Source organism: Methyloceanibacter sp., assembly GCF_051306395.1.
Classification (GTDB): Bacteria; Pseudomonadota; Alphaproteobacteria; order Rhizobiales; family Methyloligellaceae; genus Methyloceanibacter.
In genome coordinates this window covers 1-25824 of sequence record NZ_JBPPND010000226.1, presented here as the reverse complement: position 1 = coordinate 25824, position 25824 = coordinate 1, and the positions used below count along the sequence as shown (strand labels likewise).

The window sequence follows — 25824 nt, the reverse complement described above, 5'->3', positions numbered from 1 at the left end:
CCCGACTCCGGCACGCGGCGGAATCGGGCTCATCCCGATCAGGTCGGATGCCGCCATGATCGCCTAAGCAGGCGGGAGGTCGCGATCCAGCGCCTCCAAGCTGCCGGTGCGGCCGTCTGGCAGTTCCATGGTCGTGCAACTGCCCTTCGGCACGAGCTTCCAGGCATTGCCCTGATAGTCGATCGTGGAGGTGCCAGCGCAGGTCGTGCCCTTGCCCGCGGCACAGTCGTTCTCGCCCGCCTTGGCGACGCCGAAGCACTTCTCCTGGTCCTCGGCGGCGGCGTAGCCACCCGAGGCGGCAACCCCGAGCGCCGCGGCGAAGGCCGAAGCCACGGCCAGGCCTGAAATTTTCGTGGGTTGATCGGTCATGTCAGCTCCTCTTGGGTCAACGGCAGGGCAGTAATTTGAGGAATTCCGGCGGCCCTGCGTGTCCCCGATTAGGCCAGCGCGAGCGCGCTCACGTCAAATCACGCCTCCGCCAGACCTGGTGAAGTCGGGCGCGCGCAACTTTGGGCCCAAAGGTGCCGAATCCGCGCTTGTGCCCCCCCTTGAAATCAGTCAGTTTGGGGTCAAATAGGACAGGCTTTCTGACCTTTGTTCTGGAGGCTGCGGCGCGGGGCTTAAGAGCGCCTCTCTGAGGTGCGGATGACGGGCCTCATATGCTGCTTTCGCTGGCGCAAGGGCGCGCGAGCCCCCTAAAGGCCGGATCTTCGCTTTAGGCTTACACGTTCATGCTGGTGAAGAGGACGGCCTTTCGCCAAACTCTAAACGCCCGCCCTTGGCTTTGGGCGAGGCCGAGGTTCCATGCAAACGATGGCACCGCGTGCGCTCATTCCTGGACTCTTCGACGTGGCCCCAAAGGGCTTGCCGCGTGCGCAAGGACTCTATGATCCGGCCAACGAGCATGATTCCTGCGGCGTCGGCTTCGTCGCCGATCTGAAGGGACGCAAGAGCCACAAGATCATCGAGTACGGGCTCCAGATCCTGGAGAACCTCACCCATCGCGGCGCCGCGGGCGCCGACCCGCGCGACGGCGACGGCGCGGGCATGCTGCTGCAAATCCCGCATGCCTTCTTCGAGGAGGTCTGCCCAAAGCTGAACATCAAGCTGCCCGAGCCCGGTCACTACGCGGTCGGCCAGATCTTCATGCCCGGCAATCGGGCCCAGCGCATCTATTGCGAGTCCGTGGTGGAGCGCGTGGTGGAGGCGGAAGGGCTGACGCTGCTCGGCTGGCGCACCGTGCCGACCGACAATGCCTGCCTGTCGCCGGAAGTCGTCGAAACCGAGCCGTCCCACCGGCAGGTCTTCATCGGACGCGGACCCGGCGTCGAGGACGAGACGGAGTTCGAGCGCCGGCTCTATCTGCTGCGCAAGATCATCTCCAACACCATCAATGGCGACACCGGCGGCCGCGACATCGGCTTCTACACCGTGTCGCTGTCCTGCCGCACGCTGGTCTACAAGGGCATGTTCCTGGCCTACCAGCTCGGCGCCTACTACCAGGATCTGCACCATCCGAAATTCGCTTCGGCGCTGGCGCTCGTGCATCAGCGGTTCTCCACCAATACGTTCCCGTCCTGGAAGCTGTCGCATCCCTATCGGATGGTCGCCCATAACGGCGAGATCAACACCCTGCGCGGCAACGTCAACTGGATGGCCGCGCGCCAGGCGAGCGTGTCCTCGCCGCTCTTCGGTCCGGACATCGAGAAGCTGTGGCCGATCTCTTATGAAGGCCAGTCCGACACCGCCTGCTTCGACAACGCGCTCGAGTTCCTGGTGCAAGGCGGATACAGCTTGGCGCACGCGGCGATGATGCTGATCCCGGAAGCTTGGGCAGGCAACCCGCTGATGGATGCCAAGCGCCGCGCCTTCTACGAGTATCACGCCTGCCTCATGGAGCCTTGGGACGGCCCGGCGGCCATGGCCTTCACCGACGGCCGGCAGATCGGCGCCACGCTCGACCGCAATGGCCTGAGGCCCGCGCGCTATGTCGTCACCGACGACGGACTCGTGGTCATGGCCTCGGAGACCGGCGTGCTGCCCTTCCCCGAAGAGAAGATCGTCGAGAAGTGGCGGCTTCAGCCCGGCAAGATGCTGCTCATCGACTTGGAGAAGGGCTGCATCGTCTCCGACGAAGAGATCAAGGCGGAGCTTGCCGGTGCGCATCCCTACCAGCAATGGCTCGACCGCACGCAGATCCATGTGCATGAGCTGCCCGGCAGCCCCGCGCCGCCCGCGCGCACCAATGTGAGCCTGCTCGATCGCCAGCAGGCCTTCGGTTACTCCCAAGAGAGCCTCAAATTCTTGATGATCCCCATGGCCCAGACCGGCCAGGAGGCTATCGGCTCCATGGGCACGGACACGCCGATCTCGGCGCTGTCCGACCGGCCGAAGCTGCTGCACACCTATTTCAAGCAGAACTTCGCGCAAGTGACGAACCCGCCGATCGATCCGATCCGCGAGGAGCTGGTCATGTCGCTCGTGACCTTCATCGGGCCGCGGCCGAACCTGCTCGACCTCGAAGGCACCTCGAAGCAAAAGCGGCTCGAAGCGGCTCATCCCATTCTTACTAATGAGAACCTGGAGCGCATCCGCGCCATCGGCGAGGTCGCCGACAACCAGTTCCGCACGGTGACCCTCGACATCACCTATCCGGCCGAGGAAGGCGCCGACGGCATGGCGCGCGCGCTGGAGAAGCTCTGCCGCAAGGCGGAGGACGCGGTCCGCAAAGGCGAGAACATCATCGTCCTGTCCGATCGCGCCACGGGGCCGGAGCGCATTCCGATCCCTTCGCTGCTCGCTACCAGCGCCGTGCATCATCACCTGATCCGCAACGGCTTGCGGACCTCGGTCGGCCTCGTAGTCGAGACCGGCGAGGCCTGCGAGGTGAACCAGTTTTGCACGCTCGCCGGCTACGGCGCCGAGGCGATCAATCCTTATCTTGCCTTCGAGACGATCGAGGCGCTCGTGCCGGAACTCGACGAGGAGCCCACCGTCGAAGAGGCCATCAAGCGCTACATGAAGGCGACCGACAAGGGCATCCTGAAGGTGATGTCCAAGATGGGCATCTCGACCTACCAGTCCTATTGCGGCGCGCAGATCTTCGACGCCGTGGGGCTCAGGACCGACTTCATCGCCAAATATTTCACCGGCACCAACACGCAGGTCGAAGGCGTCGGGCTGGAGGAGATCGCGCGCGAGACCGTGGAGCGGCACAAGCTTGCCTTTGGCGATGCGCCCGTGCTCAAGAACGCGCTCGAAGTGGGCGGCGAGTATGCCTTTCGCATTCGCGGCGAGGCCCATACCTGGCGCCCGGAAGTGGTCGCCGATCTTCAGCACGCGGTGCGCGGCAACCTGCCGGAGAAGTATCGTTCCTTCGCGCAAGCCGTGAACGAGCAGGCAAAGCAGCTCCTCACCTTGCGCGGCATGTTCCGCATCAAGAACGCCGACGAGATCGGGCAGCGGGCGATCCCCATAGACGAGGTCGAGCCGGCGACGGAGATCGTCAAGCGCTTCGCCACGGGCGCCATGTCCTTCGGTTCCATCAGCCGCGAGGCGCACACCACGCTCGCCATCGCCATGAACCGTATCGGCGGCAAGTCGAACACGGGCGAAGGCGGCGAGGAGGTCGACCGCTTCACGCCGATGCCGAACGGCGACTCCATGCGCTCGGCCATCAAGCAGGTTGCCTCCGGCCGCTTCGGCGTGACGACGGAGTATCTCGTCAACTCCGACATGATGCAGATCAAGATGGCCCAAGGCGCCAAGCCCGGTGAAGGCGGCCAATTGCCAGGCCACAAGGTGGACGCGACCATCGCCAAGGTGCGCCACTCGACGCCGGGCGTCGGTCTCATCTCGCCGCCACCGCATCACGACATCTATTCGATCGAGGATCTGAAGCAGCTGATCTTCGACCTGAAGAACGTCAACCCGACCGGCGCTGTCTCGGTGAAGCTCGTTTCCGAGGTCGGCGTCGGCACGGTTGCCGCGGGCGTGGCCAAGGCCATGGCCGATCACGTGACCATTGCCGGGTTCGAGGGCGGCACGGGCGCCTCACCCCTGACCTCCATCAAGCATGCCGGCTCACCCTGGGAGATCGGCCTCGCCGAGACCCAGCAGACGCTCGTTCTGAACCGCCTGCGCGGCCGCATCGAGGTGCAGGTGGACGGCGGCTTGCGCACGGGCCGCGATGTGATCGTGGGCGCGCTGCTCGGCGCCGACGGGTTCGGCTTCTCGACCGCGCCCCTGATCGCCGCCGGCTGCATCATGATGCGCAAGTGCCATTTGAACACCTGCCCGGTCGGCGTCGCCACGCAAGACCCGGTTCTGCGCGCCCGCTTCACCGGCACGCCCGAGCACGTCATCAACTACTTTTTCTATGTCGCCGAGGAGGTGCGCGAGTACATGGCCGCGCTCGGCTTCCGCACCATGGCCGAGATGATCGGCCGCACCGAGGTGCTCGACAAGGAGAAAGCCATCGACCATTGGAAGGCGCGAGGTCTCGACTTCACCAAGCTGTTCCACAAGCCTGAGGTGGCGGACAGTGTGCCCGTCAGCAACACCGAGCGTCAGGACCACGGGCTCGAGACGGTGCTCGACAACAAGCTCATCGAGCTTTGCCGCGCCGCGATCGAGGAGAAGAAGCCGGTCAAGCTCGACCTGCCGATCAAGAACGTCGATCGGTCCACCGGCGCCATGCTGTCCGGCGCGATTGCCAAGCGCTACGGGCACGCAGGCCTCCCCGACGACACGATCTGGATCCGCTTCAAAGGCTCGGCCGGGCAGAGCTTCGGCGCCTGGCTCGCCCATGGCGTGACCCTCGACCTCGTCGGCGAAGGCAATGACTATGTCGGCAAGGGCTTGTCTGGCGGCCGCATTATCGTCAGGCCGCCGGAAGAGTCCGGCATCAATCCGGAGAAGTCGATCATTGTCGGCAACACGGTGCTCTATGGCGCCATCGCCGGCGAATGCTATTTCCGCGGCGTCGGCGGCGAGCGCTTCGGCGTGCGCAACTCCGGCGCCATCGCCGTGGTCGAGGGCACCGGCGATCACGGCTGCGAATACATGACCGGCGGCGTGGTCGTGGTGATGGGCCCCACGGGGCGCAATTTCGCGGCCGGCATGTCCGGCGGCATCGCTTACGTGCTCGACGAGAGCGGCGATTTCGAGCAGCGCTGCAACATGGCCATGGTGGATCTCGAGCCGATCCCGAGCGAGAACCGCGTCATGGAGCGGCGGCGCCACCAAGGCGGCGATCTGGAGAGCCACGGTCTCGTCGACTTCACCGACATGACGCGCTTCGACGAGGAGCGTCTGCACCAACTGATCGAGAACCATTTGCACTACACGGCTTCGACGCGGGCTAAGGCCATCCTCGACAACTGGGGCGATTATCTCCCGAAATTCGTCAAGGTGATGCCGGTCGAGTACCGCCGCGCCTTGGAGGAGATGGCGCGCCAGCAAGCCGCCGATAAGACGGGGCTCGGCGAGATCGAAATCGGCCTGCGCGGCAACGGCAAATAATCAGGCAGGAGAGCGGCCATGACCTGGCTCAGCGCCAGGCTGTGGCCCTGCCACGCGAAGATGCGGTACGCTGGAACGGTTCAAAGGGGCGCGATTGGCGCGACCCTCGATAATAGAGATGAGCTAGGGCGGAGATCGTGACTCTGATGGGCAAGATCACGGGGTTTTTGGAAATCGAGCGGCGGGAGCCGAGCTACGAGCCGGCCGCCGACCGCGTGCGCCATTTCAAGGAGTTCGTGATCCCGCCGAGCGACGCCGAGATCGCGCGTCAGGCCGCCCGCTGCATGGATTGCGGCATTCCCTATTGCCATACCGGCTGCCCGGTGAACAACCAGATCCCGGACTGGAACGACCTCGTCTATCAGGCCGATTGGGACGAAGCGGCGCAAAATCTGCACTCGACCAACAACTTTCCCGAGGTGACCGGACGCGTGTGCCCGGCCCCGTGCGAGGCCGCCTGCACGCTCAACATCATCGACGAGCCAGTTACGATCAAAGCCATCGAATGTGCCATCGCCGACCGGGCCTTCGAGGAAGGGTGGGTCAAGCCGCAGCCGCCGGAAAAGAAGTCCGGCAAGCGTATCGCGGTGATCGGCTCGGGCCCCGCGGGCCTTGCGGCCGCGCAGCAGCTCGCCCGCGCCGGTCACGACGTGCATGTCTACGAGAAGCATGCCGAGCCCGGCGGCCTGCTCCGCTACGGCATCCCCGATTTCAAGATGGAAAAATACATCATCGAGCGCCGCGCGGCGCAGATGGAGGCCGAGGGCGTGACCTTCCACTGCAACGTGGAAGTCGGCAAGGATGTCGGCATCAGGAAGCTGGAGCGCGACCACGACGCGGTGCTATTGGCCGGCGGCTCCGAGAAGCCCCGCGACCTCGACGTGCCGGGCCGCGAGCTTCCCGGCATTCACTTCGCCATGAACTATCTGCCCCAGCAGAACCGCCGCGTCTCCGGCGAGCCGCTGGGCGACGTCGAGCCGATCCTCGCCGAAGGGAAGCACGTGGTCGTGATCGGCGGCGGCGACACCGGCTCCGACTGCATCGGCACCGCCTTCCGTCAGGGGGCGATTTCGGTGACGCAGCTCGAGATCATGCCCCAGCCGCCCGCGCACGAGAACAAGTCGCTCACTTGGCCGCATTGGCCGCTGAAGATGCGCACCTCATCGAGCCAGGCCGAGGGCGCCGAGCGCGACTTCAGCGTGGCAACCAACCGCTTTCTCGGCGACGGCAAGGTCGAGCAGCTCGAATGCGTGCGCCTCGATGAGCAGATGAAGCCGATTTCCGACAGCGAGTTCACGATCCCCGCCGATCTCGTGTTTCTCGCGATGGGCTTTCTGCACCCGGTGCATGACGGCATGATCGAGGATCTAAAGGTCGATCTCGACCGGCGCGGCAATGTGAAGGCGAACGAGCTCGACTATCAGACCTCGCGGTCGAAGATCTTTGCCGCAGGCGACATGCGTCGCGGACAGTCGCTCGTGGTCTGGGCGATCCGCGAGGGCCGTCAGGCCGCGCACGCCATCGACAAGTTCCTGATGGGGACGACGACCCTGCCCCGCTAGAGAGCTTTGGTCTGCCTAGCTCGGCGGCCAGGCGAAATCGTCTGCCCGGCCCGACTTGGGTTCGAGCTGCTCGCCCCTGACAAGCACCCGGTAATAAGGCCGTTGGGACAGCGGCAACTGCGGCCGCGACGACGCAAGCGTCAGATCGGTGATCGCCGAAATCGTGGCCATGGCGGTATAACCGCCAGGAAGCTCCTCGGTGATCACTTCCGGTTCCGTGGCCGATACGCTCGCGGCGTCCGCGGCAAGGTCCGCCGCCGAGACAGTGGTAAGGATCGGCCGCACTACGCTGACATCGCCCACTTGGCTATGCTGGAGCGCGTCCGCCTCGCCTTCCGCGCCGGCCTCTTCGGCCGCGTCCGAAGGCTCGGGCTCCGCAGCACGCTCGGTCACGGACTTTGCAGGCGGCGCAAACCGGTTCGCCACCTTGGCCTGCTCATCCTCGTTGCCGGCAAGCGGGATATCCCGCTCTTCCTTGGCCTGGTTCAAATCCTTGCGCAATTCCTTGTCCACGAAATGCGCAAGCTTCAGGGAACCGCGCATGGTGAAGTGAACGCCGTCATCGGCGCGCAAGCGCTTCGTGTTGCCGGTCATGTCCGGGCCGTAGGCGCTGTAGCGGCCCTGGTCGTCGACGAAGCCTTCCCAGGTGTCGATATATTTGGCGCCGTTGACGAAGGCCTTCTCACGAAACACATCGTTCAACTTCTCCGCATCCGCGGTCTGGCCGGGAGCCCGCATCACCGGCAAGCCGACCCAGTAAGTGGCAAGATTGGCTGCACGCAGCTTCCTGATGAATGTCTCCACCCGCGCGCCATAGGCCTCGCGCCATTCCTCGGTGCCGACCTTCAGCAGCTTTCCGTCTTTCCTGATGGGCTGGCCTTCACCCACGCCGAACATGACCACGGCGATGTGGTAGTCCCCGTCCTTCAAGATTTGGCCGATCTCGGCGTTCCAGTCGTATTTGTCGATGTTGACGAAGCCGGTCCACTTCTTGGACTGCTGAATGAAGTCCAAGGTCGGATCGTCCTCGAAGGCGCGAAACATCCCCTCCCAGAGCCCCTCGGCCATGGAGTCGCCGACCACGACGATGCGGTAGCGATCGCCGTTTGGGAACGGGTTGATGTAGCTGCGGTGCGCAGGCGTGTCCTGCGCTGCCGAGGGCTGGGGCGCCAGCGCAAGCATCAGCGCCGGCACCATCGCGGCAACGGCCACGGCCCGGACAAGGCGGCAGGTGCGCTGCGAGACGTCGAGAACGGACGCGATACGAGGCATGATCATCCTATAGCATCAATTCGCTGGCGGTGCCGCACCGTCCGCGGTGCTCTTCGGCTGCGACGACTGAGCCGGCGCGGCTTGGGGCGCGGGCGCGGCTTGGGGAGCGGGCACGGCTTGCTGAGCCGGGACGGCTTGCTGAGCCGGGACGGCTTGCGGGGCCGGTTGTGGCGCCGTGGCTGCCGGTGTCGGGGCTGCAGGCGGTGGCGGTGGCGGCGCCTCGGCGCGCAGCATCTTCAGTATCGTCAGCGTGGGATAGCCGTCGACCGGGAGCCCCTTGGCCCGCTGATAGGAGCGCACGCCTTCGAGCGTACCGCTGCCGATGATGCCGTCGACCTCGCCTTCCAGATGGCCCCGCTGAATCAACAGCGTTTGCAGCTCCATGCGCTGCTCCATGGAGAGCTGCCGCTCGCCGGTCGGCCAGGGCTGCACGAAGGGGCCGTAGCCCGCGAGCCGGTCCGCCAAATGCCCCACGGCGAGTGCGTAGGATTTTGCGTTGTTGTAGCGGAGCAGCGAGCGGAAATTGTTGAGCGTCAGGAAGGCCGGCCCGTTGGTCCCCTCCGGCGCCCAGAGCTGCGCCTTGTCGCTCGCCCGCGGGAAGGGCTGGCCGTTGACGCGGGTGATGCCCATGCTCTGCCACTGCCCCAGGGTCTTATAAGTGCTCTCGCTGACGCCCTTGGGATTGAAGCCCTTGGGCAGCTTGACCTCGTACCCCCAGGTCTGCCCCGGGACCCACTTGGAGACCTTGAGGTAGGCGGCCGTGGACCCGAGCGCATCGGGGATCGTGTCCCAGATATCGCGCCGCCCGTCCCCGTCATAGTCGACCGCATAGGCCGTATAGGTCGTCGGGATGAACTGGGTGTGGCCCATGGCGCCGGCCCAAGAGCCGTTCATGCGGTCATGGCTGGTATCGCCGCGCTGCAGGATCTTGAGGGCCGACACGATCTGGCCACGCGCGAAACTGGCCTTCGTGCCCGAGCAAGCGAGCGTCATCAGGGATTGAATGACGCCCTTGTCACCCTTGTTGTCGCCGTAGTTCGACTCCACGCCCCAGATGGCCACGACGATATGCTTGTCGACGCCGTACTTGGCTTCGATCTGATCGAGCAGCGGCTTGTATTCGACGAGCTTTACCTTGCCCGTCTCCAACCGCTTCGGAGAGATGGCGCGGTCGACATATTCGCCAACCGGCTTCTTGTATTCCGGCTGATAATTCGCGGACTCGATCACCTCCTTGTCGAGGGTGATGCCCGCCGTGGCCTTCTCGAAGGTATCCCAGCTGACGCCGGCGCTCTTTGCCGCCGGCCAGAAGCCTTTCACACAGGTCTGGAAGCGGTCCGCTTGGGCCGGTCCGGAAGTGCCCGCGGCCAGCAAAAAGGCCGGGATTGCGCCGAAGATCAGAGCTTTAGGAAAAATCGTGATTCGCATGAGGTGAATTTAGCAACTTGGCCAGGCAAAACCGAGGCAAAGCGCGCAAAGCCAATTCGGCTCATTTAAGCACCTGGTTGATCAGGGCATGGCTCGGATAGCAGGTGAGCGGCAGGCCACGCTTCTGTTCCTCCTTGCCGATGGTCTGGCGGGTCTTGAAGCCGACCAGCCCGTCGACCTTGCCGACGTCATGGCCTTGAGCCACCAGCACTTTTTGGAACTGGAGCATGCGGTCTCGGGTGAAGCGCTCCACCGGCTGCCATGCGCCGACGAACTCGACCGGGGCGTTGTAGGCGATCATATCCGCCACATGGCCCACGAAGATCGCATAGACATCGGAGTTGTTATAGAGCTTCAGCACCGAGAAATTGGTGGTCGCCAGGAAGGCCGGCCCCTTCATGCCCGCAGGCAGCACGAGGAAGGTCCAATCGCCGAGCCGCTCCTCCGGAAAGGGGCGCCCGCGCACCCGCTTGACGCCGAGATCGATCCACTCGCGGATGGGCAGCGCCTGGTCGGGGCCTTGCCGCGTGCAGTCGAAGGTCTTGGGCAGTTCGACCTCATAGGCCCAGGGCTGCTTGCCGTCCCAGCCTTGGCTCGACAGCGAATTGCCGACCGACGCCAACGCATCCGGCACGGAATTCCAGATATCGCGGTCCCCATCGCCGTCGAAATCGACCGCGTAGTCCTCGAAGTCGCCGGGGAGGAACTGTGGATGGCCCATCGCACCGGCCCAGGAGCTCTTCATCTCCGCACGGGTCGAGTGGCCCAGCTCGATGATCTTGAGCGCGCCGATGAGCTGCGGGCGGAATTCCTCCGCGCGCCGGCCCATGAAGGCTTGCGTGGCGATGGCCGTGACCGCGTCATAGGGCAGCGCCGCGCGCCCGAAGCCTGTCTCGCGCCCCCAGATCGCAATGACGATGCTGGCCGGCACGCCATACTGCTTTTGGATCGCCGTCAGCGTCGGCGCGAGTTGCTTAAATTTGGCGCGGCCATCGGCGGCGAGCGCGTTCAGGCTGCGCGCATTGAAGTAGTTCTGCGGCACGCCGAACTCCGCTTGCGGTTGCGGCTTTGGCTTCATGGCCGCAGGCATGGCCGGACCCTCAGGATACGCCGGATCCGGCGGCTCGAGCTGCGGCAGCGACCAGTCGAGTTGCAAGCCTTTCAGCTGCCGGTCGAAGGTCTTGCGCGAGATGCCGGCCGCTTCCGCCTCGGGCCAAAGGTCCTGAAGCCATTGGGCGAAGCGCGCCTCGACCGCCTTCTTATAGGCGGTCACCGAATCGGCGGCGCGCGCCTCTAGGGGCTCACCCAGCAGAGCGGCGAGCCCCAGAGCACAAGCAAAACCAAGCCGCAAGAACCGGTCCATCCCCAAGCCCCGTATCGTCATGTCCCGTATTGTGGCGGGCGGTTTTGTCGCTGAAAAGGCGAAACGCCCCTTACGAGGCCGTGCGGTCGTCCTTGAGGTGCTTTTCCCAGGCAAGCGCGTGTTCGACGATGGTGTCGAGGTCGTTGAGCTGAGGCTCCCAGCCCAGCACCTCGTGGATGCGGTCGGCACCCGCCACTAGCGCGGGCGGATCGCCGGCCCGGCGCTCGGCCATGCGCACCGGGAAGTCGCTCCGTGCGGCCCGCTTCACCGCCTCCACCACATCGAGCACCGAAAAGCCTTTGCCATAGCCGCAATTGAGCACGATGCTCTCGCCGCCGGCCCGCAAGTAACGCAGCGCATCCAGATGCGCCCGCACCAGATCGGTGACATGGATGTAGTCGCGAATGCAGGTGCCGTCCGGCGTCTCGTAGTCCGTGCCATAAACGTCCAGAGACGGCCGCATGCCGAGGGCGGTCTCCGACGCCACTTTGATGAGATGGGTCGCCCGCGGGGTGGACTGGCCGCTGCGCCCCTTCGGATCGGCGCCGGCGACATTAAAATAACGGAGCGCCACGAAGCGCAACGGATGCGCCTCGGCCGTGTCGCGCAGCATGGTCTCGGTCATCAGCTTGGAACTGCCGTAGGGCGAGATCGGTTGAAGAACTGCCGTCTCGGTGACGGGATTGATCTCCGGGATGCCGTAGACGGCGGCCGTGGACGAGAAGATGAAATTCGGAATCTTGGCGGCGACCGCGCAGGCGAGCAGCGTGCGCGAGTTGCAGGTGTTGTTGAGATAGTAGCCCAGCGGATCGGTCACCGAATCCGGCACGACAATGGAGCCCGCGAAATGGAGGATGGCGTCGATCTCATAATCGCGCAGCAACCGGCTGACGAGTTCGGGATCGCCCACATTGCCTTCGACGAAGGTGGCGCCCGCCGGAACCGACCGGCGATAACCGGTGGACAGATTGTCGAGCACCACGACATCTTCGCCGGCGTCGACAAGTTCGAGCGCCATATGGCTGCCGATATAGCCCGCCCCACCGGTGACAAGGACACTCATTCGCGCGGCTCCGCAAAAGCCCCAATTGCAATTCCTTGCGTGTTATCGCAAAGAGGTTGAAGGACTTCTAAGTATCTGAGGCCGGAATTCTAGCCGTTTTTAGCCCGAAGGAGACTTGATGCCTGCTCGCGTCCGTAAAGCCGTGTTTCCCGTCGCCGGGCTCGGCACCCGCTTTCTTCCTGCCACCAAGGCCATGCCCAAAGAAATGCTGACGGTCGTCGACCGGCCGCTGATTCAGCACGTGGTCGACGAGGCGCGCGAAGCCGGCATCGAGCATTTCATCTTCGTCACCGGACGGGGCAAAGGCGTCATCGAGGACCATTTCGACAAGCAGCCGGAGCTCGAGGAAACACTGGCCGCGCGCGGCAAGACAGCGGAGCTGGAGATGCTCACCGCGGGCCTCCCCGAGGCGGGACAGGCGAGCTTCGTCCGCCAGCAGGCACCGCTTGGGCTCGGGCATGCGGTGTGGTGCGCCCGGGACATCGTCGGCGACGAACCCTTCGCCGTGGTCCTGCCCGACGTTCTGGTGCAGACCCCCGGCAAGGGCTGTCTCGCCCAGATGCTCGACGTCTACGACAAGCGCGGCGGCAACATCCTCGCCGTCGAGCCGGTGCCCGACGATCAGACTAAGAATTACGGCGTGGTCGCCACCGGCGCGGCGGACGGGAATGTCTTTCCCGTGACGGGCATGGTGGAGAAGCCCGCGCCCGGCACCGCGCCGTCGAACCTCACCATTCTCGGCCGCTACGTGCTCCAGCCGGAGATCTTCGGCCTCCTCTCCTCGCAAGAAAAAGGTGCGGGCGGCGAAATCCAGCTCACCGACTCCATGCTGACGCTCCTGAAGACGGAGCCGTTCTACGCGGTGGAGTACGAAGGCCGCGCCTTCGATTGCGGTTCCAAGGCGGGCTTCCTCGCCGCCAACGTCGCCTATGCCCTGGCGCGGCCCGAGTTGCGCGACGCCGTCATCGCCGAGATCAAGGATCTGGTCTGAGGACCGCGCGCCGTCCTATTTCCGGATGCGCATGCCGATCCGGACCTCGTTATCGTTGAAGTCGCTCGCTTCGTTCGTGGAAAAGAAATCGGTGTGCTCGTAGCGGGCGTAGATCGAGAAATTCGGATTGAAGAAATACTCGGCCGTGACGCCTTCCTTCACCCGCTCGTCGACCAGCGTGCTGGCGGCGTAATCGGCGATCTCGTAGGAGACATAGCCGCCCACGACGAGAAAGCGCCAGAAGGCGTGCTGGATGGAAAGCTCGTAGAAGCGGTCGATGGCGCCTAGCGAGTCCACCAGGGTCGAGGTGCTGACTTGCGAGCGCGCCAGAAACTCGACCATGGTCATCGGTGTCGGCCGCCAGATGATATCGGCGTTCAACAGCACGCCCTCGATGGGCGCGAGGCTCTCGTCGATCGACGTCTGCTCGCCCCAGCCCAGGCTCATTTCGCCGAATAGGGCATCGCTGAACGCGAACGTCATGCCCGACAGAACAGCGAAGCCCTTCGAATCGCGCGTGATACCATCGATGCTGATCGGCTGCTCGTAGACTTCCTGGCTGATCTCGCCGTCGACGAAGACCGCGAGGTCGGGCTGAAGCTCGTAGGTGCCGCGCAGCGACAGCTCGTCCTCGCGGTAGTCCCGGATGTCCTGCTGGGGGATGATCCGGTTTATGGTCGGGTCGAGCACCCCGAGCGCGCCAACGTCCGAGTAGTCGTACCGGGCAACCTCGCCTTCCACCTCGAGCGTCAGCCGGTTGAAGGTATGATCGGCGCCCGCCGTGATGTGCTCCTCTTGCACGTTGGTCTGCACGCCGGCGATGTCGGTGAGGCTGATGGAGTTGCGCCCCTCCTGCGTCTGCGACTTGCCGAGTTCGAGTTCGAGGTGCGTGCGCCGCGTCACGTCGAGCCGCCCCTTGAGCAGCGCCAGATAGGTCTTGTCGTCCTCGACGGGGAAGTTCTTGTACCAGCTCCGGTCCGCGTCGAATTCCGCGCTGAAGAAGTGCCGCGCCCAGTTCGACTCCAGGCGAACGTTCGGTGCGAACTCGAAGGCGACATCCGATTGCGGATCGAGGCGCGTACCGAGCACGTTGTCGGTAAGAATGGTGCCGATCTCCGCCTCGGTGAACAGAATGAAGCTGCCGATCCGCGTGCCGATCGGCACGTAAGGATCGAGCTCGTGCCCTTTTGGCGGCAGCGGTACATTCTCGAGATCGTCGTCGTCCACGCTCGGCGGCCCCTCCAAGGGCTCGCCGAAGGCGTCCGTGATCCCGGGGCCAGGAACCCGAGCGATGGGCGCGGCCGACTCATCCCCGATGCCGCCGAGTGGGGGCGGCGGCTCCGGCGCGGTCGGCAACAGGGAGGGGTCTCTAGCAAGGTCGTTCGGAAAGGCATTGTCGCTGCCGGCGCCCGCTTCCCCGGTCCCGGGCCCGTCGGGCTGGCGGCGCCGTTGCAGGGATTCAAGCGCGGGAGGCACGTCATCGGCGTCTTGCACGCCGATGCTGCCGCGCAAGGCGGGCGCATCCTGAGCGGCGGCCGGCGCGAGCATTGCGGCAAGCAGGGTGGCAGCGAGCACGCCCGCTGCGCTGGACGTATGGCGACGCGGCAAGGACGCACCTCGATGGACTCTGGGCAACGGCCCGGAAACCCGGAAAAATTCGGGGTCCGGACCCAAGGCCCGTTGAGGCTCCGAGCCTAGGAGGAATAGGGTTAACGAGGCGTTTAGCGGCGTCCCGAAATGGCCCCATCTTGACGTATAGCTGCCGTAATCCGTGCTAGACTTGCAGGTCTGCCACAGGGGGAGCCACCAACCATATGCCGGCCGGCTTAAAGCGCGATCTTTCGGAACTGGAAGACCATAGCGAGGCGGTGGCCTCGGCCACCAGGACCTTGCAACTCGAAGCGGAGGGCTTGAGCGCGCTGCAAGCGGCGCTCGCCGCTCATCTCGCCGGGAGTTTCGCCGCGGCCCTCGATATTCTGAGCGGCCGCCGCGGCCGCGTCATCGTCACCGGCATGGGCAAGAGCGGCCATGTGGGCTTGAAGGTGGCCGCCACCTTGTCCTCCACCGGCACGCCCGCCTATTTCGTGCATCCGAGCGAGGCGAGCCACGGCGACCTCGGCATGATCACCCAGGACGACGCGATCCTCGCCTTCTCCTGGTCCGGCGAGACCGTGGAGCTCGGCAATATCCTGTCCTACTCGCGCCGCTTCGCCGTGCCGCTGATCGCCGTGACCTCGAACCGGGACTCCACCCTGGCGCAGGCTGCGGAAGTCGTGCTGACGCTGCCCCACGCCAAGGAGGCCTGCCCCCACGGGCTCGCGCCGACCACTTCCACCGTCATGCAATTGGCGCTCGGCGATTGCATCGCCATCGCGCTTTTGGAGAGCAAGGGCTTCACCGCCCTCGACTTCGGCGTGCTGCATCCGGGCGGCCAGCTTGGCGCGAAGCTGAAATTCGTCGGCGATCTCATGCATGGCGGCGAAAACCTGCCGCTGACGCCGGCCGATACGGTCATGTCGGAGGCGATCGTGGTCATGACCGAGAAGGCGCTCGGCTGTCTTGGCGTGGTCGACGGTAACGGAGCCCTGCAAGGCATCATCACGGACGGCGACTTGCGACGTCATATGGGCAACGGACTGCTCGACCGGCGCGCCGGCGAGATCATGACGCCGGGCCCGAAGACGGTGACGCCCGATCTGATGGCGAGTGCTGCGCTCGAGATCATCAACGCGTCCGCTATCACCGCGCTGTTCGTGGTCGAGAACGGACGGCCCGTGGGCATCATCCACATTCACGATTTGCTGCGCGCCGGCGTCGCTTAAGCGGCGACTGCGGTCTCCGCCGGACGCTTCACCCGGGAGAACGATCGGCCTGCGTCGGGCATGGCGCCGGTCTTCTCGTCCACCTGGGCGAGTGCATGGGCAAGCGCCGAGTAGTGATAATGCATCGCCACCTTGATCGTGTAGACGAACAGGATATGCGGCTCCCGCCAGCGCCGGCGCACCAGGCGCGTCAGCTGCTGCTTGTAGCGCGAGCGCAACCCCTCGTCCTTGACCACGGATAGCAGCCGCGACGCGACCGCGCCGAACCGCACATAGTTCAACACGCAGCGCTTCATCCAGGCTAGGCGCTGGCCTTTCCAATAAGGAAGCTGGTGCATGACGAACTTGAAATTGTTGTCGAAGAACTGCCTGTCGAGGCGCTCGAAATAGGCGTCCGCCGCATAGCAGTCCTGCATCACCTGGATGAAGCCGTCGCGCAGCGCCTCGCTCGACATGCCGAGAGGCACGACATTGGTGCCATAAAGGTCGGCCGCGTCAGGATCGTTCAGGCGCCCCGCCTCCTTGAGCCGGTCGTAAAGCGGGGTGGTCGGGATTGCGTGCAGCAGGCCGATCAGCGCCGCCGATATTCGCGCGTCCACCAGGAATTTCGGCATGACGTCGAAGATCGAAGGATCGTCATGGTCGAAGCCGACGATCATCCCGCACCATACGTCGAGACCGTGATCCTGGATCCGATGCACCCGCTCCAGCAGCGTGCCGGCGTTCGGCCGCACGTTCTGGAGCTTCTTGGTCTCTTTCAGGGAATCCTCGTTCGGCGTCTCGATGCCGATAAACACGCTCTGGAAGTTGGCGAGCCCCATCAGCTCCATCAGCTCATCATCCTCGGCCAGATCGAGCGAGGCCTCGGTGAACAGCGTCAGCGGATAGGCGCGTTCCTGCTGCCAGGCGATGATGTCGCGCAGAACTTCTTTGATGGCCTTCTTGTTGCCGATCAGATTGTCGTCCACGACGAAGATGATCTTCAGCCCGGCACGCTCGAACGCCTCGAGCTCGGCGATAACCATCTCGCTCGTCTTGAGACGCGGGCGCCGCCCGAACGTGACGATGATGTCGCAAAACTCGCAAGTGAACGGGCAGCCGCGGGATATCTGCAGACTGCCGAACATGTAGCGATCGGCCTTGAGCAGATCGACGCGCGGCAGGGGCAACGTCGCCATGTCGCTCTTGTCTTTCTGCGCATAGCGGGTCTTGTGCGTGCCCTGCTCCCATTCCGCCAGGAATTGCGGCCAGGTCTCGTCTGCTTCGCCGACAAAAATGACGTCGGCGGCTCCTTCCAGACTTTCCGGCTCGACCGTCGCCATCGGCCCGCCGACGACCACCGGCACGCCGCGCGCCTTGACCTCGTCGAGGATTTCCATGAGGCGCCGCCCCTGGATGCTCATGCCCGTCAGGCAGACCAGATCGGCGCGGCCGAGACGGTCGAAGTCGATATCCTCGACATTCTCATCGACCAGCGTCACATCGTGATGATCGGGCACCAGCGCCGCGAGCAGCGCAAGGCAGGACACCGGCAAATTGGCCCGCTTGCCGAACAGCGGCATGCAATGCTCCAAACCCCAAAAAGAGATGTCGAAGCGCGGATTGATAATGACGATATCGGCCATGGGTCCTTCCGGGGTGAGCGTCTGTCCGTGGGGATGATATTAGAGTATTGAAACGTGGCGACAACACGCCATGACCTTTTAGTGGCCTTGCCATTTAAAAGGCTTGCGCCGTACTTAACCCTCTTCGCTGCGAGGCAGCGCCGACCACGGGGCAATAACGCGGGTGACTGCGAAAACGTTCGATATTTTCGTCGTTGGCGGCGGCATTCATGGCGCGGCCGTCGCCCGCGATGCCGCCGGACGCGGGCTGAAGGTGCTGCTTGCCGAGAAAGGCGACTATGCCTGCGCCACCTCCTCCGCCTCCTCCAAGCTCATCCACGGCGGCCTGCGCTATTTGGAGCAAGGCGCGCTGGGGCTCGTCCGCGAGTCCCTGGCCGAGCGCGCCGAACTTCTGAAGACGGCGCCCCATCTCGTCACCCCGCTCAGATTCCTCCTGCCGGTCTATCGCTGGCAAACCCGGAGCCCGTGGTCGCTGCGCGCCGGGCTTGGCCTCTACGACCTGTTCTCACGCGGCGACGGCCTGCCCGCGAGCGGCCGGCTCCCCCGTACCGAAGCGGCCTGCCTTCCTCGGCTCCGCCAGGAGAATTTGAGCGCGGTGCTGCATTATTACGACTGCCGGGCCGACGATGCGCGGCTCACCTTGAGCGTGGCCCTCGATGCTCGCGGCCGCGGCGCCGACATTCTCAACCGCCGCGGCGTCACCGCGATCACGCCAATGGAGAACGGCTACGCCGTCGATCTCGACGAGCGCGGTCAGAAGAGCCGCGTCGAGGCGCGCTTTATCATCAACGCCGCCGGCCCCTTCGTTTCGCAGGTCGATGCCCTGACGGACGCCGCGCCCGAGCCCCAGCATCTAGAGCTCGTGCGCGGTAGCCACATCGTCTTGCCCATGCCGGACCCGCCGGCGCTCGACGCTTACACGCTGCAAGACGAGGGTGAGCGCATCGTCTTCGTCATGCCTTGGCTGGATGGGCGCTTCCTGGTCGTCGGCACCACCGACGTGCCCCATGAGGGCGATCCCGGCACGGCGCACTGCTCGTCCGAGGAGAAGTCCTATCTGGTCCATGCCTATAACCGCTATTTCACCAACCCCGGCAGCACGGTCACCGAAAGAGACATCGTCTTCACCTGGTCCGGCGTGCGCGCGCTTCATGGCGGCTCGGAAACGAAGCCGAGCCGCATCAGCCGCAGCCCTTCGTTTGCAGCCTGCGCCCAAGGCACCGGCGGCTTCCTGACGATCTATGGCGGCAAGCTCACCACCCACCGGGCGCTCGCCGAAGATGTGCTCCTGATGCTCGGCCAGTTCGGCTTGGAGACGAGCGGTGCTTGGACCAAGGACGTACCCCTTTACGGCGGGAGCCTGGACCGGCCGGCGCTGCTCGCCCGCGCGGACTCCGGTCCCGAAGCCGTCCCGCTCGAGACCCGCCAACGGTGGGCGCTCACCTATGGCGACAAGATCGATGATCTGTTTGGCCGGCTCGCTGCCGACGCGGCATCAGCCGAGGAGATCGCGCCGGGCGTGCCGCGCGCCGAACTCGCATACGCGGCCGAGGTCGAAGATGCGCTGACGGCCGAGGATTTTCTGCTCCGCCGCACCAAGCTGCACCTGCTGCTCGACGAGAGAGGCCGCGAGGCGATCGCGGAATGGTTCGCCAAGAGTGCTCCGTAGTTCAAGAGTGCTCCGTAGTTCCCCTCGTCATCGCCCGGCTTGACCGGGCGATCCAGTAACCCCTACAGCCAGAGGCAACGAAGAACGATCGTTACTGGATGCCCGCCTCAGCGGGCATGACACACATAGAAAGATCAAGATGCCGCGCTTCACCGTCGAGAAAGGCAAGCGCTACCGGGCCAGGATCAATCTCGGCCTGCTGCAAAGCATCGCCTCCAACGACATGGTCGCCGAGAAGTTTCGCGAGGCCGGCTTCACCGACGTCGTGGTCACCGGCTCGGGGAGCGCGCGCACCGCCGAGGGCGTGTGGCCGCGCGACAGCGCCGCAGCAGATATCCCCGACGAGGTCTTTGATATCAGCCTGATCGCATATCTAAGCGCCGGCGGGCTCGACTTTCAGCACACTGCCGTCGGTGCCGACGATCTTGATGCGCGCGCCTTTGGGCAGCTCCGGCCCTTCCACCCGCCAGATCGTATCGCCCACGCGGATGCTGCCGCGCCCGTTCTCGATAGGCTCGGCGAGGTCAAAGGACTGGCCGATGAGCTGCGCCGCCCGATTGTTGAGCAGCGGCTGGTCTGATTCCAAAGGATGCTGGCGCAGATACCGGTTGGCGAGCAGCACTGCGGCGAGCGACAGGCCGCAGAACCAGATGAGCTGCCACTGCCAGACGATGTCGTAGCGGAACACGATGAGTCCGGTGGCCGCCGCGGCGAAGCCGAACCACATGAGGAAGATGCCGGGGGCGATCATCTCCAGCACGAGCAAGACCGCCGCGAGGATCATCCAGTTCCAGGCACCGAGCGCGAGGATCGCTTCTATCATGGTCTTCGCCCGCTAGACGCTCGGCACCGAGCCGCCGCCGCGCTCGCGTTTAGCGCCTTGGGGCGTCTCCTGCGCCGCGCCGCCGAACGCCTCCCGCGCGATCTCGCCAATGCCGGCAATGGCGCCGATCACCGAGGAGGATTCCAGCGGCAGGATCAGCACTTTCTGGTTCTTCGACTCGGCCAGCGCCTTCAGCGCGCCGACATAGTTGTTGGCCACGAAATAATTGATCGCCTGCACGCTGCCTTTGTTGATCGCCTCGCTGACCATGGCCGTGGCCTTGGCCTCGGCTTCCGCCTCGCGCTCCCGGGCCTCCGCGTCGCGATAGGCCGCCTCGCGCCGGCCCTCCGCCGCCAAAATCTGTGCCTGTTTCTCGCCTTCGGCAGAAAGGATCGCCGCCTGGCGTTCGCCCTCCGCCACGAGGATCGCGGCGCGCTTGTCGCGCTCGGCCTTCATCTGCCGCGCCATGGAGTCGACCAGGTCGCGCGGCGGCTCGATATCCTTGATCTCGATACGGGTGACCTTGACGCCCCAATTATGTGTGGCGTCGTCGACCACTTTGAGCAGCCGGTGATTGATCTCATCGCGCTCGGACAGGAGTTTGTCCAAATCCATGGATCCCATCACCGTGCGGATATTGGTCATGGTGAGGTTGAGGATGGCGACTTCGAGATTGGTCACCTCGTAGCTGGCTTGTGCCGCATCGAGCACTTGGAAGAAGGCAACGCCGTCGACCCGAACCATGGCGTTATCCTTGGTGATGACCTCCTGGCTCGGCACCTCGATCACCTGCTCCATTACATTGAGCTTGCGCCCGATGCGGTCGATGAACGGGATGATCAGGGTGAGACCGGAATGGAGCGTGCGCGTATAGCGGCCGAAGCGTTCGACCGTGTAGTTATAGCCTTGCGGCACGATCTTGACCGCCGCGATGACGAGCACGACGAACAGAACGAGCAGAGCGAGAACGAAGATATCGAAGCCGAGCATGAGGCACCCTCCCGAGGTGTCCGGCGGCGCTGCCGAGCGGTGGAGTGTTCGCGCGCGCCAATAGCGGCGATTAATACATGGGGGAGTCTTATCGCGGTTTTAAGAGGCTTGCGAAGGCCGGGCGCCGTTTATGACCCCCCGTCTCCCTGCCGGGGCAGGTACTGCATCATGTCCTCAACCGCCGCCGACGCCGCCGCTTCGGCCGCCGCGCCCCAATGCCGGTCGAGCGAGCCTTTGCGGATGACCTTGGTCTGGGTCACGTTGCCGAGCCGCGTGCCCTCCGGGCCGAAGATCGTCCAATCGATGCGGATCGTTTCCTTGCCCCGCTCCGCCGGGAAGAGCCTGGCCACGCCCTGGATCTCGTAAGCGTTGACCTTGGGCGTCCCCGTCACGGTAAAGCCCATGTCGAGCAGCCGGTTCGAAATCGCGCGCTCCAGCGCCTGCTTGCCGTCGCCGGGCGCCCAGGCGACGTCCACATAGGCGGTTAGCTCGTCGGCCGCGATCGCAGGCGCGCCCGCAAGCAAAGCGATGGCGAGGCTGATCGCGGATATCGTACGTCGTAACATGCCCCCTCGCGTCGCTCTAGTCGGCCCAACCCTTGAGCTCTTGCTCGATAAGATGAACCAACACGCGGATGCCGCCGTCGCTGTCGTTGAGGCATGGGATGAAGCTGAACTGCTCGCCGCCATGCTCGAGAAAGATCTCGCATGCCTCGCCCGCGATCTCTTCCAGCGTCTCCACGCAATCGGCGACGAACCCTGGCGTGAGAATGGCAATGCGCTTCACCCCGTCACGCGCCAGCGCCTCCATCGTCTTGTCCGTATAAGGCTGCAGCCATTCGGCGCGGCCGAAGCGGGACTGGAACGTGGTTTTTAGCTTATCGCCGAGCGGACCGAGCGCTTCGCGCAGCGCGTCGCTCGTATCCATGCACTGACATTGATAGGGGTCGCCCTTGTCTATGTAGGCCTTCGGCAGCCCATGATACGAGGCGACGATCACCTCCGGCTCGAAGTCGAGATCGGCCAGATGCGCCGTGATCGAATCCGCAAGCGCCTGAATGTAGACGGGATCTTTTGGATAAGGCGGCACGGTCCGCAGCGCCGGCTGCACGCGCATCGTCTTGAGCTTGTCGAACACCGTGTCGTTGACGGTGGCCGTGGTCGCGGCGGCGTATTGCGGATAGAGCGGAAACACGAGAAGGCGGTTGCAGCCGCGCTTGGTCAGCGCATCGATCCGCGAGGCGATGGTCGGCGTGCCGTAGCGCATGGCCCAATCGACGATGATGTCATCGCGATGCCCGAGCTTGTCGGCGACCTTCTCGCTTTGCGCCCGCGTGAGGGTGCGCAAGGGAGACTCGTCGAGTTCTTCGTTCCAGATCGAGCGATACGCTTCGCCGCTCTTGGACGGGCGCGTGGTGAGCACGATCCCGTTCAGAATGGGCCACCACAGCACGGGATTGATCTCGATCACCCGCCGGTCGGAAAGAAACTCCTTGAGATAACGCCGCATCGACCAATAGTCAGTGTCGTCCGGCGTGCCGAGATTGACCAGGAGCACGCCGATCTTCCCGTAAGGCGCGTCTCCAGTCGTCTCGTCTCCGGTTTTGGCGAGGACGTCCCCTCGCGGGCTCTCGTTCATCCGGCGTTCCTTACGGCTCTCGGACCCCTAGAGGCTCTTGGGCCCCTACCGGCACTTGGCCCCTAGATAAGATATCGGGCCCGGTGCGCCTAGCCTTCACCCAAGGCCCCGCGCAATTTCTCGGCCTGTTCGAGAATCTGGGCGTGATCGAAGGCAAGCGGCGTCTCGCGCCAATCGTCGACCCATTCCGCGGCGGCCGCGTCGTCGCCGGCGGTCGGAGTCTTGACCTCCGGCAGCAGCGCGAGGAAAGCCGCGCTCGCCGTATGTCCGCGGGGATCGCGGGAGGGGTCCGAGTAGACACCCACGAGCCGAAGATCGCCCACGTCCAGGCCCGTCTCTTCGCGCACTTCGCGGCGGCAGCCGGCCTCGACCGTCTCGCCGATATCCACGAACCCGCCGGGCAACGCATAGGCCCCCTTGAAGGGTTGGTTCTTGCGGCGGATGAGCAGCACCCGACCTTGCGGATCGTAGATCACGCAATCGACGGTGAGCGCGGGCGTGGCGGGCAGTCCCATAGTACTATCTTAGCATGGAGGCATATTAGCAGGTCTGGCCGCGCCGCGGCCCGGCGGCTACCCGCCCGAAAGCCGCCTGGCTTCCCGAAGGGCCATGGCCAGCAGATAGGCGAGAAAGTCGAAGCGCTTGGACCGCGCCACCTTCATGAGAGGCGCGACCTGATCGGCGATCTGCTTTGCGCACTCGCGCGGATCTTCCCCACCTCCGGAAGATGGGGTCTCGGATTTGGACATCTATTTCGCCCGGTGTTCTGGGCCAGCCCCGAAGGCACCGGCACAGCGTTCCGCTAATTGGCTACGAACCGGCTACGCACTGCATCACGCTTTTAGCATGAAGCCAGCAAGCGCATCCAATCCAAATCATCCATTATCCTCTGCCATCTGCCGCAACGAGTTAAGCTCAACTCTGAGCCCAAAGCGGTCCTAGCCTTTGGGCTGTGGCACGATCCGGATATAGGGGCGCGGTGATTTCCAACCGTCGGGATAGATCGTCTTGGCCTCCTCGTCGGACACGGAGCCCCCGATGATCACATCCTCGCCGCTCTTCCAGTTGGCGGGCGTCGCGACACGATGCTTCGCCGTGAGCTGGAGGGAGTCGATCACCCGGAGCACCTCGTCGAAATTGCGGCCGGTGGTCATGGGATAGACCAGGATCAGCTTGATCTTCTTGTCGGGACCGACGACGAAGACATTCCGCACCGTCTGGTTGTCGGCCGGCGTGCGGCCATCCGAAGTACCGGACAAGCTCGCCGGCAGCATGCCGTAAGCCTTGGCGATCTTGAGATCCGGGTCGCCGATCATCGGGAAGTTGGGCGCGGTGCCTTGCGTCTCGGCAATGTCCTCCGCCCAGCGGGAGTGATGATCCACCGGATCGACGCTGAGGCCGATGATCTTGACGCCACGCTTGTCGAACTCGGGCTTGATCCGGGCCATGTAGCCGAGCTCGGTCGTGCAGACCGGCGTGAAATCCTTGGGGTGCGAGAACAGCACGCCCCAGGAATCGCCAAGCCACTCATGAAACCGAATGGGGCCTTCGGTGGTCTCGGCCTCGAAGTCCGGGGCGGTATCGCCGAGTTGGAGCGTCATGACATCCTCCTGACAATTGGGCGGTGCGGCCAGCCTCAGATGTAGGATGTCTTACTCCCAAACTGCAATTGTGCTGCGACAAAAAGAAATACCATTCTCGTCTGCGCCTGCTTGCCGGCAACGGTCTTTCCCCCGCCCGTCCATTCAAGCACGCCCCAGCCTCATGCAATGAAGGCCGGAGCGGCGGCTCCAGCCCTCATTATTGGTTAGGCTCTGGTCGGGCTTCCGTCAGGCGACCTTGCGGTCCTCGTGGCGGCCTTCCTGCACCTCCTCGATGATCTTGGCGCAAAAGGCATCGAGATCGTTCGGGTTGCGGCTGGTGATGAGGCCCTCGTCGACCACGACTTCCTTGTCGACCCACTTGGCCCCGGCGTTCTTCACGTCGGTCGCCATGGAGTTGTAGGACGTCATCGTCCGGCCCTTGGCGATGCCCGCCTCCACCAGCACCCACGGCGCATGACAAATTGCCGCGAGCGGTTTCTTACTCTCGAAGAACTCGCGCACGAACGCCACGGCGTCCTCGTCGGCGCGCAGGAAATCGGGGTTCATTTGTCCGCCCGGAATGACCAGCGCATCATATTCGTCAACGGTGACAGCATCGATGGTGCGGTCGACGTCGATCTTGTCGCCCCAATCGCCGTCCTTCCAGCCGCGGATCTCGCCGACCTTGAGGGACACGATGTCCACTTTCGCGCCAGCCTCTTCGATCTTCTGCTTGGGCACCATCAGCTCCGATTGCTCGAAACCGTTGGCGGCCAGAATCATGATCCTCTTGTCGCTGATATCAGCCATGGGAACTCCTTGCTTGGGTTGAGGGCTTGCAGTAAAACGCGCCAACCCCTGCAATGGTTTCGCAGGCAAAATCGGGAACTTAGAAAGGACGCGCTGGCCCGAGCGAGGCGGCGAACATCAAGAGCCCGAGCATCATCACGAGCAGCGCGCCGCCGATCGCGGAAATGGTCCAGACCGCATCCACCCAGCGCGTGTTGCCGCCGCCGAGCCGCAACGCCACTTCGCGCGAGCCCAGCGCTAGTGTTGCGAGCACCGCCACCGTGATGGCCGTGCCGAAGGCCATGGCGAAGGTCGCGGCGACCCCTGCCCAGAACAGGCCCTGCGTCAGCGCGAAGATCAGCACCAGCACGGCGCCGGAGCAGGGTCTGATCCCGACCGAAACCACCACGGCCAGAATCTTCCGCCATGACAATGGACCTGCGATGTCGCGCGCATCGACGATGTGGCCGCAGGCTTCGCAATTCTCATGGTCGTGGCCATGATCGTGGTTGTCGTGGTGGTGGTGGGCGTGATCGTGCGCGGCGTCCTCGCGCGATTGGCGGCGCCGCCAAAGACGAATGAGCACGGTGACCAAGAGATAGAAGCCGACGAGAAAGACCAGGCCATAGCTGACCGTCTCGAGCTGCTTGACCCAGGCGTTCACTTGGAAGCCCGTGGCGTTG

The 25824-nt window shown here is 64.4% G+C and carries 21 protein-coding genes; 5 read left to right on the top strand and 16 right to left on the bottom strand.

Annotated elements, in window-relative coordinates:
- Nucleotides 1–63 precede the first annotated feature (63 nt).
- Entirely contained in the window at nt 64–369 is a 306-nt protein-coding gene (locus ACSLE4_RS11815; protein WP_435904645.1) for a BufA1 family periplasmic bufferin-type metallophore, read from the bottom strand.
- A 444-nt stretch (nt 370–813) separates the two neighbouring features.
- On the opposite strand from ACSLE4_RS11815, the gene gltB reads away from it, so the two are divergent.
- Both gltB and ACSLE4_RS11805 read left to right on the top strand, forming a co-directional pair.
- Entirely contained in the window at nt 814–5523 is a 4710-nt protein-coding gene (gltB, locus tag ACSLE4_RS11810; protein WP_435904644.1) for a glutamate synthase large subunit, read from the top strand.
- 146 nt (nt 5524–5669) lie between these two features.
- On the top strand, nt 5670–7085 hold the full coding sequence (locus ACSLE4_RS11805) for a glutamate synthase subunit beta (RefSeq protein ID WP_435904643.1): 1416 nt from the start codon (nt 5670–5672) through the stop codon (nt 7083–7085).
- A 15-nt stretch (nt 7086–7100) separates the two neighbouring features.
- On the opposite strand, the gene ACSLE4_RS11800 is transcribed toward ACSLE4_RS11805, so the two are convergent.
- From ACSLE4_RS11800 to galE, 4 genes are all read right to left on the bottom strand, one after another.
- Nucleotides 7101–8357: an SGNH/GDSL hydrolase family protein gene (locus ACSLE4_RS11800; protein WP_435904642.1), complete on the bottom strand. Its 1257-nt coding sequence runs from the start codon at nt 8355–8357 to the stop codon at nt 7101–7103.
- A gap of 15 nt (nt 8358–8372) precedes the next feature.
- Nucleotides 8373–9785 carry a lytic murein transglycosylase gene (locus ACSLE4_RS11795; RefSeq protein WP_435904641.1) on the bottom strand — a complete coding sequence of 471 codons (1413 nt, stop codon included), beginning with the start codon at nt 9783–9785 and terminating at the stop codon, nt 8373–8375.
- A 61-nt stretch (nt 9786–9846) separates the two neighbouring features.
- Nucleotides 9847–11148 (bottom strand): lytic murein transglycosylase, encoded by a 1302-nt coding sequence (locus ACSLE4_RS11790; protein WP_435904640.1) that lies wholly within the window; start codon nt 11146–11148, stop codon nt 9847–9849.
- A gap of 70 nt (nt 11149–11218) precedes the next feature.
- Nucleotides 11219–12211, bottom strand: coding sequence for a UDP-glucose 4-epimerase GalE (galE, locus tag ACSLE4_RS11785; protein ID WP_435904639.1), 993 nt, complete (start codon nt 12209–12211; stop codon nt 11219–11221).
- A gap of 118 nt (nt 12212–12329) precedes the next feature.
- On the opposite strand from galE, the gene galU reads away from it, so the two are divergent.
- Nucleotides 12330–13202: a UTP--glucose-1-phosphate uridylyltransferase GalU gene (gene galU / locus ACSLE4_RS11780; RefSeq protein ID WP_435904638.1), complete on the top strand. Its 873-nt coding sequence runs from the start codon at nt 12330–12332 to the stop codon at nt 13200–13202.
- A gap of 15 nt (nt 13203–13217) precedes the next feature.
- On the opposite strand, the gene ACSLE4_RS11775 is transcribed toward galU, so the two are convergent.
- The gene (locus ACSLE4_RS11775; RefSeq protein ID WP_435904637.1) at nt 13218–14810 is read right to left on the bottom strand and encodes an outer membrane beta-barrel protein; all 1593 of its coding nucleotides are present in this window, start codon (nt 14808–14810) and stop codon (nt 13218–13220) included.
- A gap of 206 nt (nt 14811–15016) precedes the next feature.
- On the opposite strand from ACSLE4_RS11775, the gene ACSLE4_RS11770 reads away from it, so the two are divergent.
- Complete coding sequence (locus tag ACSLE4_RS11770; protein ID WP_435904636.1) at nt 15017–16024, top strand: KpsF/GutQ family sugar-phosphate isomerase; 1008 nt, start codon at nt 15017–15019, stop codon at nt 16022–16024.
- On the opposite strand, the gene ACSLE4_RS11765 is transcribed toward ACSLE4_RS11770, so the two are convergent.
- On the bottom strand, nt 16021–17649 hold the full coding sequence (locus ACSLE4_RS11765; protein WP_435904635.1) for a radical SAM protein: 1629 nt from the start codon (nt 17647–17649) through the stop codon (nt 16021–16023). The two genes, ACSLE4_RS11770 and ACSLE4_RS11765, sit on opposite strands and share 4 nt — an antisense overlap.
- A 163-nt stretch (nt 17650–17812) precedes the next feature.
- Between ACSLE4_RS11765 and glpD the strand changes: the two genes are divergently transcribed.
- Entirely contained in the window at nt 17813–19318 is a 1506-nt protein-coding gene (glpD, locus tag ACSLE4_RS11760) for a glycerol-3-phosphate dehydrogenase (RefSeq protein ID WP_435904634.1), read from the top strand.
- A gap of 373 nt (nt 19319–19691) precedes the next feature.
- Here glpD and ACSLE4_RS11755 read toward each other — a convergent pair whose 3' ends face one another.
- The 9 genes from ACSLE4_RS11755 to ACSLE4_RS11715 form a co-directional block, all read right to left on the bottom strand.
- Nucleotides 19692–20141 carry an NfeD family protein gene (locus ACSLE4_RS11755; protein ID WP_435904633.1) on the bottom strand — a complete coding sequence of 150 codons (450 nt, stop codon included), beginning with the start codon at nt 20139–20141 and terminating at the stop codon, nt 19692–19694.
- 12 nt (nt 20142–20153) lie between these two features.
- A complete protein-coding gene (locus ACSLE4_RS11750; protein ID WP_435904632.1) occupies nt 20154–21131 on the bottom strand; it encodes an SPFH domain-containing protein in 978 nt (325 codons plus the stop codon).
- Between the two features lie 128 nt (nt 21132–21259).
- Nucleotides 21260–21697, bottom strand: coding sequence for a hypothetical protein (locus tag ACSLE4_RS11745; protein ID WP_435904631.1), 438 nt, complete (start codon nt 21695–21697; stop codon nt 21260–21262).
- 16 nt (nt 21698–21713) lie between these two features.
- Nucleotides 21714–22769 carry a ferrochelatase gene (hemH, locus tag ACSLE4_RS11740; RefSeq protein ID WP_435904630.1) on the bottom strand — a complete coding sequence of 352 codons (1056 nt, stop codon included), beginning with the start codon at nt 22767–22769 and terminating at the stop codon, nt 21714–21716.
- 89 nt (nt 22770–22858) lie between these two features.
- Complete coding sequence (locus ACSLE4_RS11735) at nt 22859–23284, bottom strand: NUDIX domain-containing protein (RefSeq protein ID WP_435904629.1); 426 nt, start codon at nt 23282–23284, stop codon at nt 22859–22861.
- 57 nt (nt 23285–23341) lie between these two features.
- Nucleotides 23342–23518, bottom strand: a complete 177-nt coding sequence (locus ACSLE4_RS11730) for a hypothetical protein (RefSeq protein ID WP_435904628.1) — start codon at nt 23516–23518, stop codon at nt 23342–23344.
- Nucleotides 23519–23707: 189 nt separating this feature from the next.
- On the bottom strand, nt 23708–24370 hold the full coding sequence (locus ACSLE4_RS11725) for a peroxiredoxin (RefSeq protein WP_435904627.1): 663 nt from the start codon (nt 24368–24370) through the stop codon (nt 23708–23710).
- A gap of 228 nt (nt 24371–24598) precedes the next feature.
- Nucleotides 24599–25162 (bottom strand): type 1 glutamine amidotransferase domain-containing protein, encoded by a 564-nt coding sequence (locus ACSLE4_RS11720; RefSeq protein ID WP_435904626.1) that lies wholly within the window; start codon nt 25160–25162, stop codon nt 24599–24601.
- Between the two features lie 79 nt (nt 25163–25241).
- Nucleotides 25242–25824, bottom strand: a 583-nt coding sequence (locus tag ACSLE4_RS11715; protein WP_435904625.1) for a nickel/cobalt transporter, incomplete at its 5' end; no start/stop codon positions are given.